Genomic DNA, 26,253 nt, shown 5'->3' with positions numbered 1-26,253 from the left:
CCCTCAAAAGCCGCTGGCCGTCTCCTGGCAGAGTTGGGTGGCCAGCATGCCCAAGGTCATCAACGCGCGCTCTGCCTCCCGGTTCCAGGGGATGCCACAATTCAGCCGAATACAGTGATTGAACTGCTCGGTGTTACTGAAAATAAGCCCTGGCGCGATACTGATGCCCTGTTGCAACGCACGCACGTGCAGCTCCTGGGTATTGACCCGTCCCGGCAGGCTCACCCACAGAATGAAACCGCCGGTCGGCCGGGTCATTTGTGTGCCTTCGGGGAAATATTGCTGCACTGCCAACTGGAAGGCGCTGAGATTCTTGCGGTATTCCTGACGGATGTAACGCAAATGCCGGTCGTAACCGCCATTCTCCAGATAGGCGGCAATGCCCATCTGCGTGACGCTGCAGGCCGAATGGGTGCTGAAGGTCTGCAAGCGCTGGATTTCCTGCTGATACTTGCCGGCGATCATCCAGCCGATTCGCACGCCCGGCGACAGGGTTTTTGAGAAGCTCGAACAATAGATCACCCGGTCCAGCCGGTCATAGGCCTTAAGCGCCTTGGTGCGCCCCTGCTCGAACATCAGCTCGCCGTAGATGTCGTCTTCGACCACCTGAATATCGAAATCCGATGCCAGGCGCAGCAGCTGTTTCTGCCGCTCTTCCGGCATGGTGCCGCCCAATGGGTTGCTCAGGCGTGTGGTCAGCACCAGCGCCTTGATCGACCACTGGTTGGCCGCCAGTTGCAGGGCTTCGAGACTCATGCCGGTGGACGGATCGCTGGGGATCTCGATGACCTTGAGCCCCAACAGATCGGCCAGCTGCAGCAGACCGTAATAGGTTGGTGATTCGGCAGCGATCAGATCGCCCGGTCGGGTCAGCACCCGCAGGGACATCTGCAAGGCGTCGACACAGCCATGGGTAATCACCACTTCCGACGGATCGACCACCACGCCGGCATCGCGCATGCGGATCGCCACCTGTCGGCGCAGCGGCTCGAAACCGGGGCTGAACATGTAGCTGAAGGCACGGGGGCTATGGAATCGGGTGACCTTGGCCAGTTGCTGATGCAACGCCCGTACCGGCAGATAATCGACGCTCGGCACTGCGGCACCCAGCGGGAATACACCTTCGCGGCGCGATTCGACCAATACCTGCTGGATGATGCTGCTGCGGGTGACCAGGCCAGGGCGCTCGACGCGGGCGATGTCCGGCGTCGGCGCGGTCAGGGCCGGCGTCTGGTGCACGTAGTAACCCGACTGCGGCCGGGCACGGATCAACCCTTGATCTTCAAGGTTGGCGTAGGCCTGTAATACCGTGGCATGGCTGACATTGAGCTGCGAGCTCATCTTGCGCACCGAAGGCACGCGCTCCCCTGGCTGATAGACACCTCGGCGGATGTCTTCGGCCAGTTGCTGAGCAATACGTTGGTAGAGCAAGAGATTGGTCATGACGCAGCACTCGATTTCACAGGCATTTTATTCTTGTCGGAAACGATACCGGAACAGTTTAGAAGTGTACTGGGACAGTTGCCACAATAGTCGACCGTACAGTGCAGTGTCAGCAAAATCTGTACTGCTTTTATCGGAAAGTAGACGTAAAAAAACCCGGCGCTGACTTGGCAGGCCGGGTTTTCCAGTGACGCAACCCTTAGCGAGCGGCGCCCAACTGGCCTTTTTCGTCCGAGAACACAATTTCCACCCGACGGTTCTGCGCACGGCCCCGCTCGGAAGCGTTGGCGTCCACCGGGTACTCATCGCCGTAACCTTCGACCTTGATGCGTTTGTCGTCGATGCCCAGGTCCATCAGCACATCCGCCACCGATTGCGCACGATCACGGGACAGCTTGAGGTTTTCCTGCTTGCCGCCAGTACTGTCGGCATAGCCTTCGATACGCACCACACGCTTGGGGTTGAGCTGCAAGAATTGCACGATCTTCAACACCACGCGGTTGGCGGAGTTTTTCAGCTCCGCTTCACCGGTGTCGAACAACACGTCGCCCAGGGTCATCACCAGACCACGGTCGGTCTGGGTGGTGGCCAACGCCACAATCTGTTCTTCAAGCCATTTGCCCTGTTGCTGCACGCTGAGCAGCTTGGACTCACGCAAGGCCAGTTGCAGGCGCTGCCGTTCCAGTTCGAGCTTCGCGGCGCGCTCTTCGTTGAGTACCTGATTGGTGTGCTCCCGGGCGATTTCGCTGTAGCGCTGGCTCAGGTAAGCGTAATGCGCCACGTCGGAACCGCTGCCCCAATAGCTGGACAGACGGTCGGCGCGGGCCAGGGACTCGCCGGCGCGAATCACATCCTTCGGCGCGATTCGCAATACATTGGAGTCTTCCTTGACCTTCTGGAAATCGGACCCCGCCTGCTGCAACGCCGCTTCGCTGTGCTGACCCGCGCAGCCGTAAAGGCTTACGCAACCTGCCAGGATCAAGCCACCGATAACTTTCGACCCGTAGCTCATTGGGCATCTCCCAATTGCTTGCGCAGGCGGACGATGCGGGTGTTGAGCACGTCCAATTGCGCCTCACTCTTGAGAGTCAGGACCCGAGCCTCAGCCAGACGCGCATCCAGCTCGGCCTGCTCGGCCCGCATGCGTGCGTTCCTGAAAGACTGGTCGTTCATGCTGCCCTTGGCACGGTTGAACTTGTCTTCGGCCAATTTCATTTCCGGTACTTCATCGGCCGTGGCGCCAACAGCCTTGGCTTGTTCAAGTGCCTGCTCGGTCAGGCGCATTTGTTCATTCGGCGCCGGATCGGCTGCACAACCCGCCAGAGCCAGAACGGCCAGGGCAGCGAAAAGAGGTCGAATACTCACTAAAAATCCCTACTGTTTTGGGGTACTGACAGATTGCTTCTGCTGCGCATTCCAACGTTCGATGTTGCGTTGCAGCACGGCCTCGGTCAGTCCGGACGCGGGCAATTCTGTCATCTTTTTGGCCAGCTGTCCGCGCAACCACGGATCGTTGCAGGCCGAGTTATGGGAAACCGCCAGATACAGTCCCGGCTTGTCGACCGGTTGCGCGCGAGGGACCAGATCGTTGGCCATACCCAGGGTCTGCGCCATTGCCATGCCCGAGTAGCGTCCCGCGAGGACAAATTCCACCTCACCCAAAAGCAATTTCTGAAAGGCCTGGGTCAAGTTGGCTGTACGGGACAGGGTCAATTGCTGCTCGGCGAAAGTGCCGAATGCCGAGGTCATTCGAGACTTTTCCGACAAGGCCCCGGTATGACCGTGCAGGTCCTGTACGTCGTTGTAGACCAGTGGCGAATCCTTGCGTGTCCAGACCAGGTAATCGTTTTCCAACAACGGTGGATGAATGTAGTCCAGGGATTGCAGCTCGCTGACCATCAACGGTGCATCGGCGAGCATGTCCATGCGGCCGCTGCGTACCTCGTCCAGGGCCTGAGAGCGTTTGCCGGCATACAGCAGTTCGACCTTGATGCCCAATTCCGCCGCCACGTGCTGCAACAGATCGGCACTGGCGCCAACCAGCTGCTTGGGGTTCTGCGGGTCTTGCCACAAGTAGGGTGGTGCATCCGGGCTGCCGGTGACCACCAGACGCTCGCACTTGCCCGCCGCGACGGCCAGTCCCGGCAGCAACGCCAACCCCGCCAGCATTGACCAGCCAGATACGCGATGCAGATCCATGGCGACAATCTCCCAATCAAATCCGGAACAAAAAAAAGCCCGACCAAAAGGTCGGGCTCTTTATAAGTGAAGCAGCCGGATTAGACCAGCTTCTCCAGCTCAGGGATGGCTTCGAACAGGTCCGCCACCAGGCCGTAATCGGCCACCTGGAAGATCGGCGCTTCTTCGTCCTTGTTGATCGCCACGATCACTTTGGAGTCTTTCATGCCGGCCAGGTGCTGGATCGCGCCGGAGATACCGACCGCGATGTACAGCTGTGGTGCAACGATCTTGCCGGTCTGACCGACCTGCATGTCGTTGGGTACGAAACCTGCGTCGACCGCGGCGCGCGAAGCACCCACGGCTGCGCCCAGCTTGTCGGCCAGGGCGTACAGGTGTTTGAAGTTGTCGCCGTTCTGCATGCCGCGCCCGCCGGAAACGACGATCTTGGCAGCGGTCAGTTCCGGACGATCGGACTTGGCCAGCTCTTCGCCGACGAAGCTGGAAGTACCCGCGTCGTGAGCAGCGGCAACGGCTTCAACGGCAGCCGAACCACCTTCAGCTGCAACCGGGTCGAAACCGGTGGCACGCACGGTGATCACTTTCACTGCAGCGTTCGATTGAACGGTAGCGATGGCGTTACCGGCATAGATCGGACGCTTGAAGGTGTCAGCGCTTTCTACCGAGATAATCTCGGAGATCTGGTCAACGTCCAGCTGAGCGGCAACGCGTGGCAGGATGTTTTTGCCGTTGGAAGTGGCGGCAGCCAGGATGTGGCTGTAGCCCTTGCCCAGCTCGGCAATCAGTGGCGCAACGTTTTCCGGCAGCTGATGCGCATAAGCGGCGTTATCAGCGTTCAGAACTTTGCTCACGCCAGCGATTTTCGCCGCGGCTTCAGCCACGGCGCCAGCGCCCTGGCCGGCAACCAGAACGTGAATGTCGCCGCCGATTTTGGCAGCGGCAGCCACGGTGTTCAGCGTGGCCGGGGCCAGCACTTTGTTGTCGTGTTCAGCAATAACCAAGATAGTCATTTAGATTACCTTCGCTTCGTTTTTCAGTTTCTCGACCAGTTCAGCCACCGACTTGACCTTGATACCCGCGCTGCGTGCAGCAGGCGCTTCGACTTTCACGGTTTTGTTGGTGGAGGCGGTGGAAACGCCCAAAGCGTCCGGAGTCAGCACTTCGAGAGGCTTCTTCTTGGCTTTCATGATGTTTGGCAGAGACGCGTAGCGCGGCTCGTTCAAACGCAGGTCGGTGGTGACGATGGCCGGCAGTTTCAGGGAAACCGTCTGTGCGCCGCCGTCGATTTCGCGAGTCACGGCAACCTTGTCGCCGCTGATTTCGACTTTCGACGCGAACGTGCCCTGACCGTAACCGCTCAAGGCAGCAAGCATCTGGCCCGTCTGGTTGTTGTCGCTGTCGATGGCTTGTTTGCCGAGGATCACCAGCTGAGGCTGTTCCTTGTCGACAACAGCTTTCAACAGTTTGGCAACGGCCAGGGAAGTCAGATCTTCGGCGGATTCGACGAGGATGGCGCGGTCGGCACCCAGAGCCAGCGCGGTGCGCAGTTGCTCCTGAGCGGTGGACGGGCCGACGGAGACGACGACGATTTCAGTCGCAACGCCTTTCTCTTTCAGGCGTACGGCTTCTTCCACTGCGATTTCGCAGAACGGGTTCATCGACATCTTGACGTTGGCAAGATCGACGCCGGAATTGTCCGCCTTGACGCGGACCTTGACGTTGTAATCCACAACGCGTTTGACAGCTACAAGAACCTTCATGGATTCCTCGTTACTCTCCGGTGAAAAGAAAGTCGCCTAGGCGAACCTGGCGGTTGATGCTCATGGGGCGCAAGGGCACCTCTAAAAACGCCGGCATTCGTGTCAAGTGACCATCGCTCACGATGCTCATGACCGTTCGTCAGGGGTGACCGACAAGTCATTCAATATCGCGGCGTGTAAACTGCGCGGCTAACCTGAACTGCGCATCACCTTGTACTGCCATCGCCCTGTCTTTAGAGGTGCTCTTGAAACCAATATTCAGCCTACGGCGAGCGCAAAACCGCCCGTATCTTGACCGGAACACCTATTCCGGTCAATACGGCAAAATAGCCGTTCATAACCCGCGTGACTTTGATTTCTCTGGCTTAGAGCCAATTCAAACAAACGTTTGTATTGGACCCTGAGAGTGGTGTAGATATAATGCGCCACCCAAAGAGAAAGGTGGTTGATCGATTGTCCGCTCCCGACGTTGCGCTGGGATTCATGGATGCGACACCAAACCTTAAAAATTAGAAAAAAACTGTTGAGCCTTGAGTAGGAGATAGCCTGTGGAACGCGAATACATGGAATTCGACGTGGTCATCGTCGGGGCCGGCCCCGCTGGCCTGTCCGCCGCCTGCCGTTTGAAGCAGAAGGCCGCCGAAGCCGGTAAGGAAATCAGCGTCTGCGTGGTTGAAAAAGGCTCCGAAGTCGGTGCTCACATCCTGTCCGGTGCCGTGTTCGAACCACGAGCCCTGAACGAATTGTTCCCGGACTGGAAAGAACTTGGCGCACCGCTGAACACCCCGGTCACCCGCGATGACATTTTCGTGCTGAAAAACGCCGAAAGCGCGCAGAAAATTCCGGACTTCTTTGTGCCCAAGACCATGCACAACGAAGGCAACTACATCATCTCCCTGGGCAACCTGTGCCGCTGGCTGGCCCAGCAGGCCGAGAACCTGGGCGTGGAAATCTACCCGGGCTTCGCCGCTCAGGAAGCGCTGTTCGACGAAAACGGCGTGGTTCGCGGGATCATCACCGGCGATCTGGGCGTTGACCGCGAGGGTCAGCCGAAAGAAGGCCTGTACACCCCGGGCATGGAGCTGCGTGGCAAATACACGCTGTTCGCCGAAGGTTGCCGCGGCCACATCGGCAAGCAGTTGATCAAGCGCTTCAACCTCGACAATGAATCCGACGTGCAGCACTACGGCATCGGCCTCAAGGAAATCTGGGAAGTCGATCCGGCCAAGCACCAGCCTGGCCTGGTGGTTCACACCGCCGGTTGGCCGATGGACATCATGGGCACCGAAAACACCGGTGGCTCGTTCCTCTATCACCTGGAAAACAACCAGGTCGTGGTCGGCCTGATCGTCGACCTGTCCTACAGCAACACCTTCCTGTCGCCGTTCGACGAGTTCCAGCGCCTCAAGCATCACCCGGTGCTCAAGCAGTACCTGGAAGGCGGCAAGCGTATCAGCTACGGCGCGCGCGCCATCTGCAAGGGCGGCCTGAACTCGCTGCCTAAAATGGTCTTCAAGGGCGGCGCGCTGATCGGTTGCGATCTTGGCACCCTGAATTTCGCCAAGATCAAGGGCAGCCACACCGCGATGAAGTCGGGCATGCTCGCTGCCGAATCCGTGGCTGACGCGCTGTTCGCCGACAAGGACGGCACCGAAGAACTGACCACCTACGTCGATGCGTTCAAGAACAGCTGGCTGCACGACGAACTGTTCGCCAGCCGCAATTTCGGCCCGGCGATCCACAAGTTCGGCGCCATCGTCGGCGGTGGTTTCAACTGGCTTGACCAGAACATCTTCGGCGGCAAACTGCCGTTCACCCTGCACGACACCAAGCCGGATTACGCTTGCCTGAAACTGGCGGCCGACTGCAAGAAGATCGACTACCCGAAACCGGATGGCAAGATCAGCTTCGACAAGCTCAGCTCGGTGTTCATCTCCGGTACCAACCACGAAGAAGAGCAGCCGTGCCACCTGAAGCTGGCTGACGCGAGCGTCCCGATCACCAAGAACCTGCCGCTGTACGACGAACCTGCCCAGCGCTACTGCCCGGCCGGTGTGTATGAAGTGGTGACCAAGGAAGACGGCGAGAAGCGCTTCCAGATCAACGCCCAGAACTGTGTTCACTGCAAGACCTGCGACATCAAGGACCCTGCACAGAACATCACCTGGGTGGCACCGGAAGGTGCTGGCGGCCCGACTTACCCGAACATGTAAGCCGAACGCCTGAACAACAAATGCCCCGACCTGTCGGGGCATTTGCGTTTCTGAAGCCTGCAAAAAGAAACGCCCATAAAAAATGCCCGTATCTCGCGATACGGGCATTGTCTTTTACTGACTGCTTATCGGGTTACAGAACCCACTACAGCAGCGCTTGCATCACGACGCTTGTTCTTGATGCCGTAGCAGATCCACATGAACACGACCCACACCGGAATCGCGTACACCGAGACCTGAATCCCCGGGATCAACAGCATCACGCCCAAAATGAACACCACGAACGCCAGGCAGATGTAGTTCCCGTACGGGTACCACAAAGCCTTGAACAACGGCGTCTGTCGGGTCTTGTTCATGTGCTGGCGGAACTTGAAGTGCGAGTAACTGATCATCGCCCAGTTGATCACCAGGGTGGCCACGACCAGGGACATCAGCAGTTCCAGCGCACTGTGCGGGATCAGGTAGTTCAGCAGTACCGCAATCAGTGTCACCGCGGCCGAGGCCAGGATCGAACGAACCGGCACACCACGCTTGTCGATCTTCGCCAGCGCCTTCGGTGCATCGCCCTGCTCGGCCATGCCCAGCAGCATGCGGCTATTGCAATAGGTGCCGCTGTTGTACACAGACAGCGCCGCGGTCAGGACCACGAAGTTGAGGATGTGCGCAGCAGTGTTGCTGCCGAGCATCGAGAACACCTGGACGAACGGGCTACCGCTGTAAGAGTCGCCGGACGCATTCAACGTCACCAGCAGGCTGTCCCATGGGGTCAGGGAAAGCAGGATAACCAATGCACCAATGTAGAAAATCAGGATCCGGTAGATCACTTGGTTGATGGCTTTCGGGATCACGGTTTTCGGCTTGTCGGCTTCCGCTGCGGTGAAGCCGAGCATTTCCAGGCCGCCGAAGGAGAACATGATGATCGCCATGGCCATCACCAGACCGCTGACGCCGTTCGGGAAGAAACCACCATGGGACCACAGGTTGGTCACCGATGCTTCCGGGCCTCCGTGACCGCTGACCAGCAGGTAGCTGCCCAGGCCGATCATGCCGACAATCGCCACGACCTTGATGATCGCAAACCAGAACTCGGCCTCGCCAAAGACTTTGACGTTGGCCAGGTTGATTGCGTTGATCAGCACGAAGAAGGCGGCGGCCGAGGCCCAGGTCGGGATCTCCGGCGCCCAGTAGTGAATGTATTTACCGACGGCGGTCAGCTCCGACATGCCCACCAGAATGTACAGGATCCAGCAGTTCCAGCCCGACAGGAAGCCGGCAAAGCCGCCCCAGTATTTATGCGCAAAGTGACTGAAGGAACCGGCAACCGGCTCTTCGACGATCATTTCACCCAGTTGGCGCATGATCATGAAGGCAATGAAGCCGCAGATGGCGTAGCCGAGGATCATCGACGGACCGGCGGACTTCAGTACCCCGGCCGAGCCGAGGAACAAACCGGTACCAATCGCACCACCGAGGGCGATCAGTTGAATATGGCGATTTTTCAGGCCGCGTTTCAGCTCGCCTGAATGCGAGTTTTGTCCACTCATGAAAAGGGTCTCACGCAAGGTTTGATGATGTTCTGTAGACGTTGCTGCTTGAAAAAGACGTTAAGCGGCACCGATCAAACCCCAGCGCAGGCACCAGGAGTTCAGCGTATTTACAACAGTCATGCGTCACCTGTTTGTTTTTATCTGTGACGAAATCGAACCCGACACGCTCGTGACGTGGCGGAGTGAACAAGGCGGATAGCCTTGAGGTTTGCGCAGATGCGCAGGAGGTCACAGGTAAAACGCGGCGCATTGTACACCGCCAACCCCCTGCTGCCAGACACCACGGATCAGTGAGTCGTTTGCCCGGATTGCCTGTGTCCGCCCCGAGAGGCTCGGGCGGCTGCAAAAAGGGAGTCAGGCCTTTGCGGGCCATTGACGGGATCGGTAACAAAACCGGCCCACGCTGAGAACTGGAAACGGATTGCGGCGTTCATTGCGCCTCCTTTTTCTTATGCACCTGCACGACAGGCATGGCGCGCATATCACCTTGCCGGGGCGAGGGAAACAAGCGGGTTAGAACGCTGCAATACATCGATGGATGACAGAGACGGAAGAATTTTCTTACAGCATTGGCAAGATGACGATTTCACAGGGGCAATCCATGGAATTCGTAAGTGTTTCTTTACAGGGCGTAACGCTGGTTTTCCGATCTGGACATGGTGGTGCTACCGCTGACGCCTTCGCGCGCAGGCTCGCGAAGGCGGACTGAAAAACACCACACCACTTAAGCCAGTCAAAAAAAAACGCCAACCCGAAGGCTGGCGTTTTTCACGTGTAGCTTACCGCTGCTTCACTCAGGCTTGCGACGCCCAAACCCCGGACGCTGACCAGAACCGGCCGGCGCACCGCGGCGCTTGCCCGACGGTTTGTCACCCTCGACCAGCTTGATCCCCGGACGCTTCGGCGCCGGCTTGGCCGGACGCTTGGTGTCGGCCGGACGGTCCGCTACCGGTGTACCGCGACCGGCTGGAGCGCCACGGCCTTCGCCACGCTCGGTGCGACCGTTGGCAGGACGCGGAGTACGTGGACCACGCTCACCCTCCTGGCGCGCGGCAGGCTTGCGACCCGGACGCTCGCCCTCGATCTGTGGCTCACGGTTTGATCGCGGGCTAGGCGCAGGCTCACCAGTGGCTGGGCGCAGGGTTCGCACACGATCCGTCTTGGCCATTGGCCGCGACGATTTACGCTGCATGCGCTCAAGCTTGTCTTTGCTCTTGGCGGTCATCTGCGGCATGGCCACCGGGGTCAGGCCCACTTCAGCGCTCAGAATGTCAACTTCGTACTGACTCATTTCGCGCCAGCGCCCCATTGGCAGGTCGGAGTTGAGGAACACCGGACCGAAACGCACGCGCTTCAGACGGCTGACCACCAGACCCTGGGATTCCCACAGACGACGAACCTCACGGTTACGGCCTTCCATCACTACGCAGTGATACCAGTGGTTGAAACCTTCACCACCGGGTGCCTGCTTGATGTCGGTGAACTTGGCCGGGCCGTCTTCGAGCACGACGCCCGCTTTCAAGCGCTCGATCATCTCGTCGTCTACTTCCCCACGCACACGCACCGCGTATTCACGGTCCATTTCGTAGGAAGGGTGCATCAGGCGGTTGGCCAGCTCACCGTCGGTCGTGAACATCAGCAGACCGGTGGTGTTGATGTCCAGACGACCGATGTTGATCCAGCGACCTTCTTTCGGACGCGGCATCTTGTCGAACACGGTCGGACGACCTTCCGGGTCGACACGGGTGCAGATTTCGCCATCGGGCTTGTTGTACATGATCACGCGGCGTACCGACTCGGCGGCCTCTTCGCGCTTGATCACCTTGCCATCGATGGTGATGGCGTCATGCATATCGACGCGCTGGCCGAGGGTAGCGTCTTTGCCGTTGACCTTGATTCGGCCATGGCTGATCCAGGCTTCCACGTCACGGCGCGAGCCGACGCCGATACGGGCGAGGACTTTCTGCAGTTTTTCGCCTGCTGGGCCGATTGGCTGGTCGTCTTTCTGATCGTTGATACTCATCTGGGCACCTCCCGGTGTGGTCTGTTCAGGCTGCGCCTGAAGCATTGAAAACTGTAACTTGGACGAGGGGATCGTCGAAGGGTCGCGAATCATACGCTCATGTCGGCGTTCGCGCATCAGAGACTAGCTGATCGATACAAGGTTACTGGCTTTTCCGCCGACCGGTGGGTTCAAAATCGATCCCTGTGGGAGTGAACCTGCTCGCCCCCACGGGATCGGTGTCAGTCGTCGAATTGGCGGCGTTCGGCTTCGATGGCTTCAGCCAGGGCTTGGGCTTCTGCTTCTTCGTCGCTCAATTCAGGCTTGGGTTGTTCAAGCGCAGCAACGGCGGCAAGCAGTTTTTCACGGGCCTCGGCAACGCCGAGGATGTCGTCTTCCTGCTCCGGTTCAATGTCGGGTTCTGGCTCGGGCTCAACTTGAGCAAGTTCTGCGTCCGGTTCAACGTCAGCCTGCTCCGGATCAACTTCAGGCACCTCACCATCACGCAACAGGTCATCGAAGTCGGTCTTGAGCCCCTCCTCCATGCTGTCCAGCTCCAACAGCAAAGTATGGAAGCTGGTTTCCTCCTTGGGCTCCTCCGGCTCGGCACTGGCATCCGCCAGTTCCTGCAACGAGGCCGGTACCGGCGCGTCGTCGAACTCAAGCACCGGATCAGGCTCCAGCTCGCGCAACTCGGCCAGCGGTGGCAAATCGTCGAGGTTTTTCAAGTTGAAGTGATCGAGAAACGCCTTGGTGGTGGCGAACATCGCCGGTTTGCCCGGCACGTCACGGTAACCGACGATACGAATCCACTCGCGCTCCATCAGCGTCTTGACGATCTGGCTGTTGACCGCCACACCCCGTACATCTTCGATTTCGCCTCGGGTGATCGGCTGGCGATAGGCAATCAGCGCGATGGTTTCGAGCATCGCCCGGGAATAACGTTGCGGACGCTCTTCCCACAAACGCCCGACCCACGGCGAAAACTTTTCGCGAATTTGCAGGCGATAGCCGGAAGCGACTTCCTTCAATTCGTATGCGCGGCCATCGCAGGACTTGCCCAGGAGGGTCAGCGCTTTTTTGAAAACCGCCGGCTCCGGCCGCTCGCCTTCTTCAAAAAGTTCGAACAGGCGCTCCAGGGATTGCGGTTTTCCCGAGGCCAACAGAAAGGCTTCAAGCAGCGGCGCCAGCTCGCGGGGTTCACTCAGGTTCATGATTCAACTCGTTATTCGGCTCGGGCCCGCACGTGGATCGCTGCGAACGGCTCATTCTGCACCAGCTCGACCAGGGATTCCTTGACCAGTTCGAGGACTGCCATAAAGGTCACTACCACGCCCAACCGCCCTTCCTCGGCAGTGAAAAGTTCGACAAACGGCACGAAACCGCCGCCCTTGAGCCTCTCGAGCACATCGCTCATGCGTTCGCGGGTGGACAGCGCCTCGCGACTGACCTGGTGGCTTTCGAACATGTCGCCACGGCGCAGCACCTCAGCCATGGACAGCAGCAATTCCGATAAACGCACGTCCGGCAACAGCTTGCGCGCTCGGGCTTCGGGGGCATCGAGCTTGGGCACCACAACATCGCGGCCGACCCGGCTCAGGCCATCGATGCCTTCGGCAGCAGCCTTGAAGCGTTCGTATTCCTGCAAGCGACGGATCAGTTCAGCGCGCGGATCTTCTTCCTCGTCCTCGACGGTTTCCGCCCGAGGCAGCAGCATTCGCGACTTGATCTCGGCCAGCATCGCGGCCATCACCAGGTACTCGGCGGCCAGCTCCAGACGCACCGACTGCATCAACTCGACATAGCCCATGTACTGGCGGGTGATTTCCGCCACCGGAATATCGAGGATATTGATGTTCTGCTTGCGGATCAGGTACAGCAGCAGGTCGAGCGGACCTTCGAAGGCTTCGAGAAAGACTTCCAGCGCATCTGGCGGGATGTACAGGTCCAGCGGCATTTCCATGACCGCCTGGCCATAGACCATGGCGAAGGGCAGCTCTTGCTGGGCTCCGGCCTGACTGTCGACGGGTTCTACTGCGGACATCTAGGCCTCGGCCATGAACGGCGCAGGGTCGCCGCAACCGACGCGGATCACTTCCGGCTCGCCGTCGGCGAGGCTGATCACCGTGGACGCCTTGATCCCGCCAAAGCCGCCGTCGATGATCAGCTCGACCTGATGTTCAAGCAACTGGCGCATTTCATAGGGATCGGTGAGCGGATCTTCATCGCCGGGCATGATCAGCGTCACGCTCATCAACGGTTCACCCAGCTCAGCCAGCAGCGCCAACGCGATGGGATGGCTCGGTACCCGCAGGCCGATGGTGCGTTTTTTCGGGTGCAACAGCAGCCGCGGGACTTCGCGGGTAGCGTTGAGAATAAAGGTGTATGGCCCCGGCAGATGCGCCTTGAGAATGCGGAAGGTGCCGGTGTCGATCTTGGCAAACAGGCCCAGTTGCGACAGATCGCTACAGATCAATGCGAAGTTGTGCTTTTCATCGAGCTGACGCAGGCGCCGAACACGCTCCACGGCAACCTTGTCGCCGATCTGGCAACCGATTGCGTAGGAAGAGTCTGTGGGATAGATCACCACCCCGCCGTTGCGGATGATCTCGACAGCCTGTTTGATCAGGCGCGCTTGCGGGTTTTCCGGATGAATCTGGAAAAATTGACTCACATTCTCTACCTGTTCAGACGGCGGCAATAATTGGGTCATGTTTGAACCGACACCACAGTGGTGGCAGATCTTCCGGGAGCGGGCGGTATTCACCGATCTCGGACCAGCCTCCAGGGCCATGAAAATCACTGCCGGCGCTGACCAGCAGACCGAACTCGCGGGCCAGAATCGCCAGGCTGCCCACTTGTTCGGCAGGCTGATGACCATTGACCACCTCGATCGCGTGGCCCCCTGCTTGAATATAGTCGGCAATCAGGCGGCGACGTTTGCTGCGGGTGAATTCATAGTGCCAAGGGTGAGCCAGACTGACCCAGGCCTTGGCCGCGCGCAGGGTTTCGACGGTTTCTTCCAGGGTCGGCCAGTGTTGCTTGACGTCCCCCAGCTTGCCGGCACCCAACCATTTGCGAAAGGCTTCGGCGCGGTCCTTGACGAAACCTTCGCGCACCATCCAGTCGGCGAAGTGCGGCCGGGCCGGTGCGTTGCCGCTGTCCCCCAGAGCCTGCTGGATTTCCCGGGCGCCCTCAAGCGCGCCGGGCATGCCCTTCAACGCCAGTTTGCGACTTATTTCTTCGGACCGAAGCCAGCGACCATCGTGCAATTTGGCAATCGCCTCGACCAATGGTGCGGCATTGACGTCGAAACCGTAGCCGAGCACATGAATGGTCGCGCCGCCCCAGGTACAGGATAATTCGACGCCGTTGACCAGTTGCATCCCCAGCGCATCGGCAGCGTGTCGCGCCTCATCGAGGCCTTCAAGGGTGTCGTGATCGGTCAGGGCCAGGACTCGCACGCCGTTCTCGAACGCACGCTCAACCAGAACCGCAGGCGCCAGGGCGCCATCGGAGGCCGTGCTATGGCAGTGCAAATCAACATTCACAGGGCTTTGTAACCTCAAATCAGCTGGCGCTATCGCGCGCCCATATGTTTGTTATTATGCCGCCACATCCTGCTTCTGGCTGCCACTGTGAAACAATTCATCGATTTCATCCCGCTCCTGCTGTTTTTCATCGTCTTCAAAATCGATCCACGGGTCGTCGACATTGCCGGCCATGAGGTAACTGTAGGCGGTATTTACAGCGCCACCGCGATGCTGATCATCAGTTCGCTGGTGGTCTACGGCACGCTGTTCATCAAACAGCGCAAGCTGGAGAAGAGCCAGTGGCTGACCCTTGTCGCCTGCCTGGTCTTCGGCAGCCTGACCCTGGCCTTCCACAGCGAGACCTTCCTGAAATGGAAAGCCCCGGTGGTCAACTGGCTGTTTGCCCTGGGTTTCATCGGCAGCCACTTCATCGGTGACCGCCTGCTGATCAAACGCATCATGGGCCACGCGCTGACCTTGCCGGAGCCTGTCTGGACACGTCTGAACATCGCCTGGATCGCCTTCTTCCTGTTTTGCGGTGCCGCCAACCTGTTCGTTGCGTTTACCTTCCAGAGCTACTGGGTCGACTTCAAGGTCTTCGGCAGCCTGGGCATGACATTGATTTTCCTGGTCGGCCAGGGCATCTACCTGTCCCGCCACCTGCATGACGCCGATACCACATCGCCTAAAACCGAGGACTGACATGCTTTACGCAATCATTGCCACAGACGTCGCCAATTCCCTGGAAGCCCGCCTGGCCGCACGGCCGGCCCACCTTGAGCGCCTGCAGGTGCTCAAAGGCGAAGGTCGCATTGTATTGGCCGGCCCGCACCCGGCGGTCGACAGCAATGATCCGGGCGCGGCAGGTTTCACCGGCAGCCTGATCGTCGCCGAGTTCGATTCCCTGAGCGCCGCCCAGGCCTGGGCCGATGCCGATCCGTACATTGCTGCCGGTGTCTACGCCAACGTTTTGGTCAAGCCGTTCAAGCAAGTCCTGCCGTAACTTTCTACTCGCAATCCTTCGCGCGGTGAACCTTATCGGTTCATCGTGCTCTCAATCGCTCATTATTCTCTTTTGCCGGCCGACAACTTCCCAATACTCGTATTGGAATCAGGAGTCGCGATGCGCAAAGGTCCGTTGTGTCTGATGTTGGTCACGTTGTCGATCATGGCCCCCGCCCACGGTGAAGAACACGCTGAGGGCGCCAGCTCCACGCCGCTGTCCTTGAGTGCGGGAAGCCAGATAAACGAATTGCAGCAACGCTTGAAGGAAAGCGAGCGGCAACGAGAAGAATTGAGCAAACAATTGCAGAATGCCGATAGCGAACGCGAAAGCGCCCAGCTGGCCCGGTTGCGCCAGGAAAACCAGCGTCTGAAGCTGCAACTGCGAGAAACCCAGGCCGGCAGTTCGATTCCGCGCTTGCTGACCGATCAGCAACAGTGGTTCGTCATCGGCGCCGGAGTTGCGCTATTGGCCCTGCTCTGCGGTATCTTCGCCAGTGGTGCAAGTCGAAAACGTCGACAATGGCTAAATTGAGTGAGTCATGAGCGAGCTGTTACTGATTGATGATGACCAGGAGTTGTGTGAGCTCCTGAGCAGTTGGCTGAGCCAGGAAGGTTTCCAGGTGCGGGCCTGCCACAATGGCCAAAGCGCCCGTCGTGCATTGGCCGAAACCTCCCCGGCAGCCGTGGTGCTGGATGTCATGCTGCCGGACGGCAGCGGCCTGGAGCTGCTCAAGCAACTGCGCAGCGATCACCCGGACTTGCCGGTACTGATGCTTTCGGCCCGGGGGGAACCGCTTGACCGCATTCTCGGCCTGGAACTGGGTGCCGACGATTACCTGGCCAAACCCTGCGACCCTCGGGAACTGACAGCCCGCCTGCGCGCCGTGTTGCGTCGCAGCCACCCGGCGGCGGTGTCCAGCCAGATGGAACTGGGCGATCTGTGTTTCAGCCCGGTGCGCGGTGTGGTCAGCATCGACGAGCAGGAGTTTACCCTCACCGTTTCCGAAAGCCGTCTGCTTGAAGCCCTTCTCAAGCAACCCGGCGAACCTTTGGACAAACAGGAACTGGCGCAGATCGCCCTCGGCCGCAAGCTGACCCTGTACGACCGCAGCCTCGACATGCATGTGAGCAACCTGCGCAAGAAAATCGGCCCGCACCCCGATGGCCGTCCGCGCATCGTGGCACTGCGCAGCCGCGGTTATTACTACAGCCTGTAGGTTTTGTCAGGTCCGCGGAAAATCATCTTTACCCAAGCTTTACGCTCCGCTGACCGCAGCTGACCTTGATCTCCGTAATCTGTACTCATCCGGAACGTACCGGGAATGAGACAAGGAGATTCACCATGCGCAAGACCCTTATCGCTCTGATGTTCGCCGCCACCCTGCCGACTGTTGCCATGGCCATGCCCGAAGGCGCCGGCCCTATGGGTGGCCCGATGGATGGAGGGCGCCACGGAGGTCAGATGCACGGCATGCACGGCAAAGGCCCCTACAGCCAGCTGGACCTGAGCCGCGAACAGCGCGAGCAGATCCGCAAAATCATGGGCGAGCAGATGCATGAGCGTAAGCAAGTGGTCGACAAGTACCTGGAAAAGCTCTCGCCAGCCGATCAGAAAGCCATGAAAGACGAGATGGCCGCCAACCACAAGAAAGCCGAAGCTGATGTGCGGGCGCTGCTCAAACCCGATCAACAGAAGAAATTCGACGAGATTCAGAAAAAACGAGCTGAACATCGCGCCGAATGGGCCGAGTTCAAGGCGTGGAAAGCGCAGCAGGCGCAAAAAGCGCAATAATGCGTTAACACGGGCCCAACGGTTGAACACCGTTGGGCCTGATACCACATGGATTGTGTTTGTTTGAGGATTTTCTGTGCGCTCATTGTTCTGGCGTATCCTGGCCAGCTTCTGGCTGGCCATCGCCCTGGTTGCAGGGCTGTCCATTTTGCTTGGGCACATGCTCAACCAGGATGCGTGGATTCTCAGTCGTCACCCAGGCCTCAACACCCTGCCCGAACAATGGACGCAGACTTATGAAACCCAGGGCGAAGACGCTGCCCAGGACATTCTGGAACAGCGCAAGCGCCAGTATCACATCGACGTTCAGGTACTCAATGAAAGTGGCGATCCGGTGGTACGCGGCACCTTCCCACGCCGTGCGGCGGCCTTCGAAGCGCGGCAGAACAATGATGACCGGCGCTTGCCATGGCGGCGTCTGACCGCTGAATACACCAGCGAGAAAACCGGCGATACCTACCTGCTGATCTACCGCATCCCCCACCCGGAACTCGATGCCTGGCACCGCGAAAGCCTGCTATGGCCGTTGAGTGCGCTGGGTATTGCCCTGGTGGTATTGACCTTGTTCAGCTTGTTGGTGACCTTTTCCATCACCCGCCCGCTCAGCCGCTTGCGCGGGGCGGTGCATGACCTGGGGCAAACCACTTACCAGCAGAACAGTCTGGTCAAACTGGCCAACCGCCGCGACGAATTCGGGGTACTGGCCAACGACTTCAACCGCATGGGCGCGCGCCTGCAAAGCCTGATTGGCAGCCAGCGGCAACTGCTGCGGGACGTGTCCCACGAACTGCGCTCGCCCCTCGCCCGCCTGCGCATTGCGCTGGCCCTGGCCGAGCGGGCTACTCCGGAAGAACGGCAAAAACTCTGGCCGCGCCTGACCCGTGAATGTGACCGACTCGAAGCGCTGATCAGTGAAATACTGGTGTTGGCGCGGGTCGATGCCGATAACGCCAGCGCCGAAGAGGTGGACCTGAATGCGTTGCTCACCGGGTTGCAACGGGATGCACAACTGGGTTCACCGGAGCAGAACGTTCGGCTTGAAGCCGAGCCGCAACTGAACCTCAGAGGCTGGCCGACCATGATCGAGCGCGCTGTGGATAACCTGCTGCGCAATGCCCAGCGCTTCAACCCGGAAGGCGGGCAACCGATTGAAATGCAGGCGTTGCGCCAGGGTGAGCGGATTGTGGTGACGGTGCGCGACCATGGTCCAGGGGTCGACGCCGAACATTTGAATCAGCTTGGGGAACCGTTCTACCGGGCGCCCGGGCAGACCGCAGCCGGGCACGGCCTGGGCCTGGCCATCGCCCGCCGTGCGGCGGAACGGCATGGAGGGAGTCTGGTGCTGGCCAATCATCCAGAGGGTGGGTTTATTGCCAGTCTGGAATTGCCGTTGGTGCCGGGGGCCATCACCCAACCCTGACCCCTTGTGCGAGCAAGCCCGCTCCCACATTTGGACGGCGGTACTCAGGCTTTGCCGGGCCAGGCGCTGACGAATTCCGCCAGGTCCACCTTCTCAGCTACACGTGGCTCCTTCTGCGGCGTGCCGAGGTAAAGGAACGCAATCACTTTCTCCCCTTCCGCCAGCCCCAACCCTTTAGCCACATGCGGCGAATAGGCCAGATCCCCCGTACGCCACACCGCACCAATGCCTTGTGCATAGGCCGCCAGCAAGATCCCGTGCGCCGCGCAGCCAGCCGCCAGCATCTGCTCTGACTTCGGATACTTGACGTGATCCTGCAACCGGGCAATCACCACGACCACCAAGGGGGCGCGCAAAGGACCGTTGCGCGCCTTGTCGATGGCCGCTTCGGTCACTTCGCTGTCCTGCAGCTTCGCCGCTTCAGCCAACAACTCGCCCATCTGCTCGCGCGCTGCGCCTTCGACGGTCAGGAACCGCCAAGGCTGCAAATGACCGTGATCCGGTGCCCGCATAGCAGCGGCAAACAGCACTTCGCGTTGCGCTTGAGTAGGTGCCGGCTCGATCAGGCGCGGGACGGAAACACGGTTGAGCAAAACGTCGAGAGCCTGCATCGGCCACCTCCTGAAAAAATTGTGCGGCTATTCTAGCTGTAACTACCGTGGCAATGCCCGTTTACATGCCCTGCCCCACAGGTAGAATGGCGCCCTTCCTTACTACAGCCGAGCGGATTACATGGCGTTGCCGACCTTGCGTCTCATTGGTTTCATCATCGGCATCTTCCTGATAACCCTGGCCATCGCCATGGTCGTGCCCATGGCCACACTGGTGATCTTCGATCGCACCGGCGACCTGCCGTCGTTCCTCTGGGCCAGCATGATCACCTTTGTCGCCGGTCTGGCGCTGGTCATTCCGGGGCGCCCCGAGCATGTCCATCTGCGGCCAAGGGACATGTACCTGCTGACCGTCAGCAGTTGGCTGGTGGTGTGTATCTTCGCCGCGCTGCCGTTTTTATTGACCCAGCACATCAGCTACACCGACTCATTCTTCGAAAGCATGTCCGGCATCACCGCCACGGGGGCGACGGTACTTAATCACCTCGACGACATGTCTCCCGGCATCCTGATGTGGCGCTCATTGCTGCACTGGATCGGCGGCATCGGCTTCATCGGCATGGCGGTTGCGATCCTGCCACTGCTGCGTATCGGTGGCATGCGGCTGTTTCAGACCGAATCGTCGGACCGCTCCGAAAAAGTCATGCCCCGTTCGCACATGGTGGCGCGGTTGATCGTGGCAGCCTACGTCGGCATCACCATTTTCGGCAGCCTGGCGTTCTGGTGGGCCGGGATGAGTCCATTCGATGCGATCAACCATGCGATGTCGGCGATTTCCACCGGCGGCTTTTCCACCTCGGACCTGTCCCTGGCCAAGTGGACGCAACCGGCCGTGCACTGGGTGGCCATCGTCATCATGATTCTCGGCAGCTTGCCGTTCACCCTGTACGTGGCGACCCTGCGCGGCAACCGCCGTGCGCTGATCAAGGATGAACAGGTTCAAGGCCTGATCGGCATGTTGCTGGTGACCTGGCTGGTGCTGGGCACCTGGTATTGGTGGACCACCCAGCTGCATTGGCTGGAGGCGTTGCGGCATGTGGCGCTGAACGTGACCTCGGTGGTGACGACCACCGGTTTCGCCCTGGGGGACTACAGCCTTTGGGGCAACTTCTCGCTGATGCTGTTCTTCTATCTGGGCTTCGTGGGCGGCTGTTCGGGTTCGACCGCCGGCGGGATCAAGATTTTCCGTTTCCAGGTGGCGTATATCCTGCTCAAGGCCAACCTTAACCAGTTGATCCACCCGCGCGCGGTGATCAAGCAGAAGTACAACGGTCACCGTCTCGATGAAGAGATCGTGCGTTCGATCCTGACTTTTTCGTTCTTCTTCGCCATCACCATCTGCGTGATCGCGCTGTTGCTGTCGCTGCTCGGCGTGGACTGGATGACCGCCCTCACCGGCGCGGCCAGTACCGTGTCCGGCGTCGGCCCGGGCCTGGGCGAGACTATCGGCCCGGCCGGCAACTTCGCCTCGCTGCCGGACGCCGCCAAGTGGATTCTCTCGTTCGGCATGCTGCTGGGCCGATTGGAGATCATTACGGTGTTTGTGTTGTGTATTCCGGCGTTCTGGCGTCACTGACCGGCGCAGGCATCTGCAACAACCGCACCCGGTACTCACCGGGTGTGGTGTCGAACCAGCGGCGGAAGGCGCGAAAGAAATTGCTCGGATCGGCGAAGCCCAGCAGGTAGGCAATTTCCAGCAGTGTCATGGTCGGTTGCGCCAGATACTGCTCGGCCAGTTCTCGCCGGGTGTCATCGAGCAACGTCTGAAAACTCGTGCCCTCTTCCTGCAAACGTCGCTGCAACGTGCGTTGTGACAGATGCAGAGTCTGCGCCACGGCATCACGCTTGGGTTCGCCCTGGGGCAACAAACGGCACAACACCTGGCGTGCCTTGTGGGTCACGCGACTTTCGGAAAACCGTGCCAGGTATTCACCGGCAAACCGGTCATGCAGCAGCGCCATTGCCTCGTTGGCGGTCGGCAGCGGTGCTTCCATGTCGGCGCGCTCAAAAATCAACGCATCGTATGGCGCATTGAACACCAGCGGTGCATGGAAGGCTTGTTTATAGGGTTCGATATTGACGGGTTCATCGCCCTGCACCAGCACCTTGCGCGGGTGCAGTGTGCGTCCGGTCAGCCAGCCGCACAGCGCCAGGGCGCACGCCAGCGAGGCTTCGGCGCTTTGACGGGTGGGCGGCAAATGATCGCCGTGCACCGTCAAAATCAGCGCGTAGCCCTCATCCAGCAGCCGAAAACTCAGATCGGCACTTTCGGCAATGATCCGCTGATAGCGCACCAGGCGCTGAAAGCCCTCGGCCAGGGTCTGGCTGGACATCAAGGCGTAACCGGTTACATGGAACTGCGCAGGTCGCACCACCTTGCCCATGTTCAGGCCAATCGCGGGGTTGCCGGACAGCTCAACCGCGCGCTGCCACAGCCGTGTCATGGAATCTTGCGGGAAGCGGGCATCCGGATCATCCAGTGCCGCGTAGTCGAGCCCCAGTTGTTTGAACAGAACCCGGCAATCCAGGCCGTCCATTTCCAGTGCTTTGACAATCCCCATCGCCCAGCTTGCAGAAGTCGTTCGTTCGCTCATGTCGGGTTCTTACATGATGAGCCGCATGTCACGGCCAATTTCCGAAGGATACTAAAGTGGCGCCGATTGTCACTGGCTGACACCTATGATCACTCTAGACTTAAATAAGCTACCCGCAGAACAACTTGCCGTCAGAACAATAACCACAGAGATCGCAGTCGTGGAAAACATCAGAAGATTCAACAGCTTCGCTGAGTTTTACCCGTACTACCTCAGCGAACACAGCAACAGCACCTGCCGCCGACTGCACTTCATCGGCACCACGCTGGTCATTTTCATTCTGGCGCTGACCATCGGCCGAGGCGCCTGGATGCTGTTGTGGGCCCTGCCGCTGGCCGGTTACAGCTTTGCCTGGGTCGGGCATTTCTTCTTCGAAAAAAATCGCCCTGCGACCTTCCAGCATCCCTTCTACAGCCTGCTCGGCGATTTCGTCATGTATCGGGACATGATTCTGGGGCGCGTACCGTTCTAGTTCTAAAGAGGATTGCCGATGAATGCCAATGCCCGTTTCACCCACATGAAGGATGGCACGCAGGAAGACTGGGCGATCATCGCCGCGGATTTCAGTGCCTACGCCCGACACTTGCCGTCAAGGATCGTGGCGCACCTGAAGCTACTGGAGGGTGATTTCGGTGGCTTCCCGGTGGACCGCCTGACCCACTCCCTGCAAACAGCCACCCGCGCCTGGCGTGATGGTCGCGATGAAGAGTACGTGGTCTGCGCGCTGCTCCATGACATCGGCGACACCCTGGGCTCCTACAACCACCCGGATATCGCGGCGGCGATACTCAAGCCGTTCGTGAGCGCCGAGAATTTGTGGATGGTGGAAAAGCACGGGATCTTCCAGGGCTATTACTTCTTCCACCACCTGGGCATGGACCGGCACCTGCGCGAGCAATTCAACGGCCATCCGCAATATCAGGCGACCATCGAGTTCTGTGCCAAATACGATGCGGCGGCGTTTGATCCGGCCTATGACACACTGCCGCTGAGTTTTTTCGAACCGATGATGACGCGGTTGTTTGCGCAGCCGAAGAACTCGATCTACAAGGCGGCGATGGAGGAGCATTCGCCAGCCTGATAGATCCAGCCGGACCGCTGCTCGCGAAGAGGCCCGTCCAGACGCCTTAACTTTTAAGCCAACTCCGCCACCTTCGCCGCCTTCAGCTGTGCCTCCCGCGCCTGGGCATCTGCCAGCCGATACAGCTCGATCGTGCCATCCCAATGCTCGATCAATGCCGTGCACGACTCCACCCAATCGCCACAATTGAGGTAGTCCACCTCGCCGACCTTACGAATCTCGGCATGGTGAATGTGTCCGCAGACCACGCCATGCAGCTCACGTTTGACGCATTCATGGGCGATGGCTTCTTCAAAGTCGCTGATGAAGCTGACTGCGGTTTTCACTTTGTGCTTGAGGTACGCCGACAGCGACCAGTAACCGTAGCCATAACGGGCGCGCCAATGGTTGAGCCAGCGATTGAGGGTCAGGGTGAATTCGTAGGCGGAATCGCCGAGAAACGCCAACCAGCGGTGGTAACGGGTAATCACGTCGAACTGGTCACCGTGGATCACCAGCAGATGCCGACCATCGGCGGTCACATGCACCGCTTCGTCCACCAACTGAATGTTGCCCAGGATCAGCTTCGAATAGCGGCGCAGGAATTCATCGTGGTTGCCGGTGACGTAGATCACGTCGGTACCACGCTTGCTCATGGTCAACAGGCGCCGGATCACGTTGGTGTGCGCTTGCGGCCAGTACATGCCGCCACGCAGTTTCCAGCCGTCGATGATATCGCCGACCAGGTAGATTTTGTCCGCGTGATAACCCTTGAGAAACTGCGAAAGGTGTTCGGCCTGGCAATCGCGCGTGCCCAGGTGAACGTCGGAAATCCACAAGGTCCGCACACGTTGCTTACGGCTGGGTTTGGCGAGCTCGGCGCTGGTCATGGGCAACCCTCAGGACAAGTTTTGGCAAGCTTGCGCCAGTCGGGTTAATCGACCATGACAGCGGCAAGTCAGTCCTGTGACAACGCGCGCAGCCCACCTCGGTGTAGACTGGCCCCTTGACCGGGAGACCTGCGATGCGCCCCATCCTCACACTTCGCCAGTACACCGAAGACCTGATCGTCCACAGTCACGAACACGCGCAACTGGTGTTCGGGCTGTCGGGTGCCCTGGATTTCGAGGTCGACGGGTGTGGCAGCCAGGTGGTTCAGCAGAGTTTCGTGGTGGTCCCTTCAGGGTTTCATCATGCGTGCGGCAGCGCCAACGGCAGCCGTTGCCTGGTGCTGGATGTGCCGGGTGATCAATGGCTTGGCCAATCCCTGGGCGATCATGCCGAGGCCAGTCGCCGCTTGCTCGATAACGCCGGCCGGTTATCGCTGGATGCCGGACAAAGCCAGTTGGTCCATTGGCTGGCCAACAGCCCGGTCGATGACCCGGTAATTGCGCAACAAGGCGCGGTGCTGTTGCTGGCCAGCCTCAACAACGCCAGGCCCGAGCATGTCGGTGGGCGGCGCCTGCCCTATGCGGCGCTGAATGCACACATCGACCAATACGCCGCCTACCCGCTGCAGGTGGCCGATCTGGCCCGCGTCGCCGGCCTCTCCAGCGCTCGCTTGCACGCACGGTTCGTGGCCGAATGCGGGCAGACGCCGATGGATTACATCCGCAGCCGACGCCTGCACAAGGCGGTGGGGATGCTGCGCGACTCTGCCCTGCCCATCGGCGAGATTGCCAGTCGAGTCGGCTACAGCTCCCAAAGTGCCTTTGCCGCCGCCGTGCTGCGCGAGTTCAGTGCTACGCCCGGTCAACTGCGGCGCGAGGCTGGCGACAAATAACGCGAGTCCGGCGACAGACACAACGGCGGCGGACGCGGTTAAATGGCCGGGTTCAATACGTTTACCAAGGATAGCCATGACTCCCCGCACCGCCCTTGGCGCTTTGCATATCGGCGCACTGATGTTCGGCCTGACCGGTGTGTTCGGCAAACTTGCCGCTGCATCACCGGCCATCATCGTCTTCGGCCGAGCGGCGTTCGCGGTATTGGCACTGGCGGTCTTTGCACGTTTGGCCAGTAACACCCGCTGGCAAAAACTCGAAGCCGTTGATTGGCGCCGACTGTTGCTCAGCGGCTTGTTGCTGGCCGGACATTGGGTAAGTTTCTTTATTGCGGTGAAGGTTGCCGGCGTGGCCATCGCGACCCTGGGCTTTGCCAGCTTCCCGGCCTTTACCGTCATCCTCGAAGGGCTGATCTTCCGCGAGCGGATTCGGGCCAATGAAATCTTGCTGGTGGCGCTGGTCAGTGTCGGACTGGTGCTCGTTACGCCTGAGTTCGATCTGGCCAGCGGCGCCACCACCGGCCTGCTCTGGGCGGTGGTTTCCGGCTTGCTGTTCGCCCTGCTGTCTCTGACAAACCGCGCCAGCTCCGCACGCATCCCGCCGGTGCAGGCGGCGTTGTGTCAGAACGTGGTGGTTGCCCTGTGCCTGTTGCCGGTGGCAGCACCGCAATTGAGTGCTGTGCGCACCATTGACTGGCTGTGGATCGGCCTGCTCGGGGTATTGTGCACCGGCGTCGCCCACAGCCTGTTCGTCGCCAGCCTGGCGGTGATCAAGGCGCGGACCGCCGCGGTGGTCTTCGCCCTAGAGCCGGTGTATGGCATCACCATGGCCTGGCTATTGTTCAATGAAAACCCGACCCTGCGCATGTTGCTCGGAGGCGCGCTGATCATCGTTGCGATCGTGGTGTCCAGCAGGCTCTCAAGTAGCTCGAGCAAGAAAGCCGTTGCCGCGGAAGCGGCATCTCACTGAGTACGGTCGTTGTGTCCCAGGTCACGGTCCGGATCGATGCGGTCGCGGACCCGCTGCTTGCGCACCTTGGCCTCGGGGAAACCGCCGTCGGCCTTGCGCTCCCAGATCTGCTCGTCGTCACAGAAAATGTGAAAAACCCCGCCAGTGCCGGGCACCAGAGACACTTTGCCGAGGTCGTCGCCAAAGGTACTGAGCAGCTCCTGGGCCAGCCAGGCTGCGCGCAACAGCCACTGGCACTGAGTGCAATAGGTGATGACGATTTCCGGTTTTGGGGCGGTCATGATCGGCGAAATTCCTGAGGCAGTGGGCACCATCATGATA

Annotated in this window: 28 protein-coding genes; 12 read left to right on the top strand and 16 right to left on the bottom strand. The window is 59.7% G+C overall.

The genetic code is table 11. The features are described from left to right. Positions 1 to 3: 3 nt before the first annotated feature. The 6 genes from AC07ZE_RS08885 to AC07ZE_RS08860 all read right to left on the bottom strand — a co-directional run bounded on the left by AC07ZE_RS08885 (position 4) and on the right by AC07ZE_RS08860 (position 5,402). A complete protein-coding gene (locus AC07ZE_RS08885; RefSeq protein ID WP_095196458.1) occupies positions 4 to 1,443 on the bottom strand; it encodes an aminotransferase-like domain-containing protein in 1,440 nt (479 codons plus the stop codon). A 199-nt stretch (positions 1,444 to 1,642) separates the two neighbouring features. After that, entirely contained in the window at positions 1,643 to 2,455 is an 813-nt protein-coding gene (locus tag AC07ZE_RS08880) for an OmpA family protein (RefSeq protein WP_207263460.1), read from the bottom strand. Further along, positions 2,452 to 2,808, bottom strand: a complete 357-nt coding sequence (locus tag AC07ZE_RS08875; protein WP_207263458.1) for a DUF4398 domain-containing protein — start codon at positions 2,806 to 2,808, stop codon at positions 2,452 to 2,454. The genes AC07ZE_RS08880 and AC07ZE_RS08875 overlap by 4 nt, the downstream gene beginning before the upstream one ends. 9 nt (positions 2,809 to 2,817) lie before the next feature. After that, positions 2,818 to 3,642, bottom strand: coding sequence for a substrate-binding periplasmic protein (locus AC07ZE_RS08870; RefSeq protein ID WP_207263456.1), 825 nt, complete (start codon positions 3,640 to 3,642; stop codon positions 2,818 to 2,820). 80 nt (positions 3,643 to 3,722) lie between these two features. Next, positions 3,723 to 4,652, bottom strand: a complete 930-nt coding sequence (locus AC07ZE_RS08865) for an electron transfer flavoprotein subunit alpha/FixB family protein (protein WP_207263453.1) — start codon at positions 4,650 to 4,652, stop codon at positions 3,723 to 3,725. After that, positions 4,653 to 5,402 (bottom strand): electron transfer flavoprotein subunit beta/FixA family protein, encoded by a 750-nt coding sequence (locus AC07ZE_RS08860; protein ID WP_095196453.1) that lies wholly within the window; start codon positions 5,400 to 5,402, stop codon positions 4,653 to 4,655. It abuts the gene before it with no gap. Between the two features lie 548 nt (positions 5,403 to 5,950). Between AC07ZE_RS08860 and AC07ZE_RS08855 the strand changes: the two genes are divergently transcribed. Beyond that, a complete protein-coding gene (locus AC07ZE_RS08855; protein WP_207263451.1) occupies positions 5,951 to 7,615 on the top strand; it encodes an electron transfer flavoprotein-ubiquinone oxidoreductase in 1,665 nt (554 codons plus the stop codon). 125 nt (positions 7,616 to 7,740) lie between these two features. On the opposite strand, the gene AC07ZE_RS08850 is transcribed toward AC07ZE_RS08855, so the two are convergent. The 6 genes from AC07ZE_RS08850 to AC07ZE_RS08825 form a co-directional block, all read right to left on the bottom strand. After that, on the bottom strand, positions 7,741 to 9,159 hold the full coding sequence (locus tag AC07ZE_RS08850) for an amino acid permease (RefSeq protein ID WP_207263449.1): 1,419 nt from the start codon (positions 9,157 to 9,159) through the stop codon (positions 7,741 to 7,743). Positions 9,160 to 9,952: 793 nt separating this feature from the next. Beyond that, positions 9,953 to 11,185, bottom strand: coding sequence for a 23S rRNA pseudouridine(2605) synthase RluB (gene rluB, locus AC07ZE_RS08845; RefSeq protein WP_207263448.1), 1,233 nt, complete (start codon positions 11,183 to 11,185; stop codon positions 9,953 to 9,955). Between the two features lie 221 nt (positions 11,186 to 11,406). Then, positions 11,407 to 12,378, bottom strand: coding sequence for an SMC-Scp complex subunit ScpB (scpB, locus tag AC07ZE_RS08840; RefSeq protein WP_207263446.1), 972 nt, complete (start codon positions 12,376 to 12,378; stop codon positions 11,407 to 11,409). Between the two features lie 11 nt (positions 12,379 to 12,389). Then, positions 12,390 to 13,208, bottom strand: coding sequence for a segregation and condensation protein A (locus tag AC07ZE_RS08835; protein WP_095196447.1), 819 nt, complete (start codon positions 13,206 to 13,208; stop codon positions 12,390 to 12,392). Continuing rightward, positions 13,209 to 13,838: an L-threonylcarbamoyladenylate synthase gene (locus tag AC07ZE_RS08830; RefSeq protein ID WP_207263444.1), complete on the bottom strand. Its 630-nt coding sequence runs from the start codon at positions 13,836 to 13,838 to the stop codon at positions 13,209 to 13,211. Between the two features lie 13 nt (positions 13,839 to 13,851). After that, positions 13,852 to 14,715: a PHP domain-containing protein gene (locus AC07ZE_RS08825; RefSeq protein WP_207263434.1), complete on the bottom strand. Its 864-nt coding sequence runs from the start codon at positions 14,713 to 14,715 to the stop codon at positions 13,852 to 13,854. Between the two features lie 87 nt (positions 14,716 to 14,802). Between AC07ZE_RS08825 and AC07ZE_RS08820 the strand changes: the two genes are divergently transcribed. The 6 genes from AC07ZE_RS08820 to AC07ZE_RS08795 all read left to right on the top strand — a co-directional run bounded on the left by AC07ZE_RS08820 (position 14,803) and on the right by AC07ZE_RS08795 (position 18,914). Then, the gene (locus AC07ZE_RS08820) at positions 14,803 to 15,399 is read left to right on the top strand and encodes a septation protein A (protein ID WP_095196444.1); all 597 of its coding nucleotides are present in this window, start codon (positions 14,803 to 14,805) and stop codon (positions 15,397 to 15,399) included. A gap of 1 nt (position 15,400) precedes the next feature. Next, the gene (locus tag AC07ZE_RS08815) at positions 15,401 to 15,700 is read left to right on the top strand and encodes a YciI family protein (RefSeq protein ID WP_007984134.1); all 300 of its coding nucleotides are present in this window, start codon (positions 15,401 to 15,403) and stop codon (positions 15,698 to 15,700) included. A 120-nt stretch (positions 15,701 to 15,820) separates the two neighbouring features. Continuing rightward, the gene (locus AC07ZE_RS08810) at positions 15,821 to 16,234 is read left to right on the top strand and encodes an SH3 domain-containing protein (protein WP_207263432.1); all 414 of its coding nucleotides are present in this window, start codon (positions 15,821 to 15,823) and stop codon (positions 16,232 to 16,234) included. Between the two features lie 7 nt (positions 16,235 to 16,241). Then, complete coding sequence (locus AC07ZE_RS08805) at positions 16,242 to 16,919, top strand: response regulator transcription factor (RefSeq protein ID WP_095196442.1); 678 nt, start codon at positions 16,242 to 16,244, stop codon at positions 16,917 to 16,919. A gap of 125 nt (positions 16,920 to 17,044) precedes the next feature. Further along, on the top strand, positions 17,045 to 17,494 hold the full coding sequence (locus tag AC07ZE_RS08800; RefSeq protein ID WP_207263429.1) for an LTXXQ domain protein: 450 nt from the start codon (positions 17,045 to 17,047) through the stop codon (positions 17,492 to 17,494). A gap of 76 nt (positions 17,495 to 17,570) precedes the next feature. After that, positions 17,571 to 18,914, top strand: a complete 1,344-nt coding sequence (locus tag AC07ZE_RS08795; protein ID WP_207263427.1) for a sensor histidine kinase — start codon at positions 17,571 to 17,573, stop codon at positions 18,912 to 18,914. Between the two features lie 44 nt (positions 18,915 to 18,958). On the opposite strand, the gene AC07ZE_RS08790 is transcribed toward AC07ZE_RS08795, so the two are convergent. Beyond that, positions 18,959 to 19,525 (bottom strand): NAD(P)H nitroreductase, encoded by a 567-nt coding sequence (locus AC07ZE_RS08790; RefSeq protein WP_207263425.1) that lies wholly within the window; start codon positions 19,523 to 19,525, stop codon positions 18,959 to 18,961. 121 nt (positions 19,526 to 19,646) lie between these two features. On the opposite strand from AC07ZE_RS08790, the gene AC07ZE_RS08785 reads away from it, so the two are divergent. Further along, positions 19,647 to 21,101: a TrkH family potassium uptake protein gene (locus tag AC07ZE_RS08785; protein WP_137804481.1), complete on the top strand. Its 1,455-nt coding sequence runs from the start codon at positions 19,647 to 19,649 to the stop codon at positions 21,099 to 21,101. On the opposite strand, the gene AC07ZE_RS08780 is transcribed toward AC07ZE_RS08785, so the two are convergent. Next, complete coding sequence (locus AC07ZE_RS08780; protein WP_207263423.1) at positions 21,058 to 22,119, bottom strand: AraC family transcriptional regulator; 1,062 nt, start codon at positions 22,117 to 22,119, stop codon at positions 21,058 to 21,060. The two genes, AC07ZE_RS08785 and AC07ZE_RS08780, sit on opposite strands and share 44 nt — an antisense overlap. 160 nt (positions 22,120 to 22,279) lie before the next feature. Between AC07ZE_RS08780 and AC07ZE_RS08775 the strand changes: the two genes are divergently transcribed. Together AC07ZE_RS08775 and AC07ZE_RS08770 are read left to right on the top strand one after the other, a co-directional pair. Next, on the top strand, positions 22,280 to 22,591 hold the full coding sequence (locus AC07ZE_RS08775; protein ID WP_095196430.1) for an Mpo1-like protein: 312 nt from the start codon (positions 22,280 to 22,282) through the stop codon (positions 22,589 to 22,591). A gap of 18 nt (positions 22,592 to 22,609) precedes the next feature. After that, entirely contained in the window at positions 22,610 to 23,200 is a 591-nt protein-coding gene (locus tag AC07ZE_RS08770) for an HD domain-containing protein (RefSeq protein WP_207263421.1), read from the top strand. 53 nt (positions 23,201 to 23,253) lie between these two features. Here AC07ZE_RS08770 and AC07ZE_RS08765 read toward each other — a convergent pair whose 3' ends face one another. Then, positions 23,254 to 24,069 carry a UDP-2,3-diacylglucosamine diphosphatase gene (locus AC07ZE_RS08765; protein ID WP_207263419.1) on the bottom strand — a complete coding sequence of 272 codons (816 nt, stop codon included), beginning with the start codon at positions 24,067 to 24,069 and terminating at the stop codon, positions 23,254 to 23,256. A gap of 134 nt (positions 24,070 to 24,203) precedes the next feature. Between AC07ZE_RS08765 and AC07ZE_RS08760 the strand changes: the two genes are divergently transcribed. After that, complete coding sequence (locus AC07ZE_RS08760; protein ID WP_207263417.1) at positions 24,204 to 24,962, top strand: helix-turn-helix transcriptional regulator; 759 nt, start codon at positions 24,204 to 24,206, stop codon at positions 24,960 to 24,962. A 76-nt stretch (positions 24,963 to 25,038) separates the two neighbouring features. Then, positions 25,039 to 25,932 carry a DMT family transporter gene (locus AC07ZE_RS08755; protein ID WP_207263415.1) on the top strand — a complete coding sequence of 298 codons (894 nt, stop codon included), beginning with the start codon at positions 25,039 to 25,041 and terminating at the stop codon, positions 25,930 to 25,932. Here the strand turns inward: AC07ZE_RS08755 and AC07ZE_RS08750 are convergent. Beyond that, positions 25,926 to 26,213, bottom strand: a complete 288-nt coding sequence (locus AC07ZE_RS08750; RefSeq protein ID WP_207263413.1) for an Rdx family protein — start codon at positions 26,211 to 26,213, stop codon at positions 25,926 to 25,928. The two genes, AC07ZE_RS08755 and AC07ZE_RS08750, sit on opposite strands and share 7 nt — an antisense overlap. Between the last annotated feature and the right edge of the window lie 40 nt (positions 26,214 to 26,253).

The organism is Pseudomonas sp. GW101-3H06, from assembly GCF_059424605.1.
Note: the sequence above shows the minus strand (reverse complement) of the source record. Positions and strands in the feature narration are given on the sequence as shown.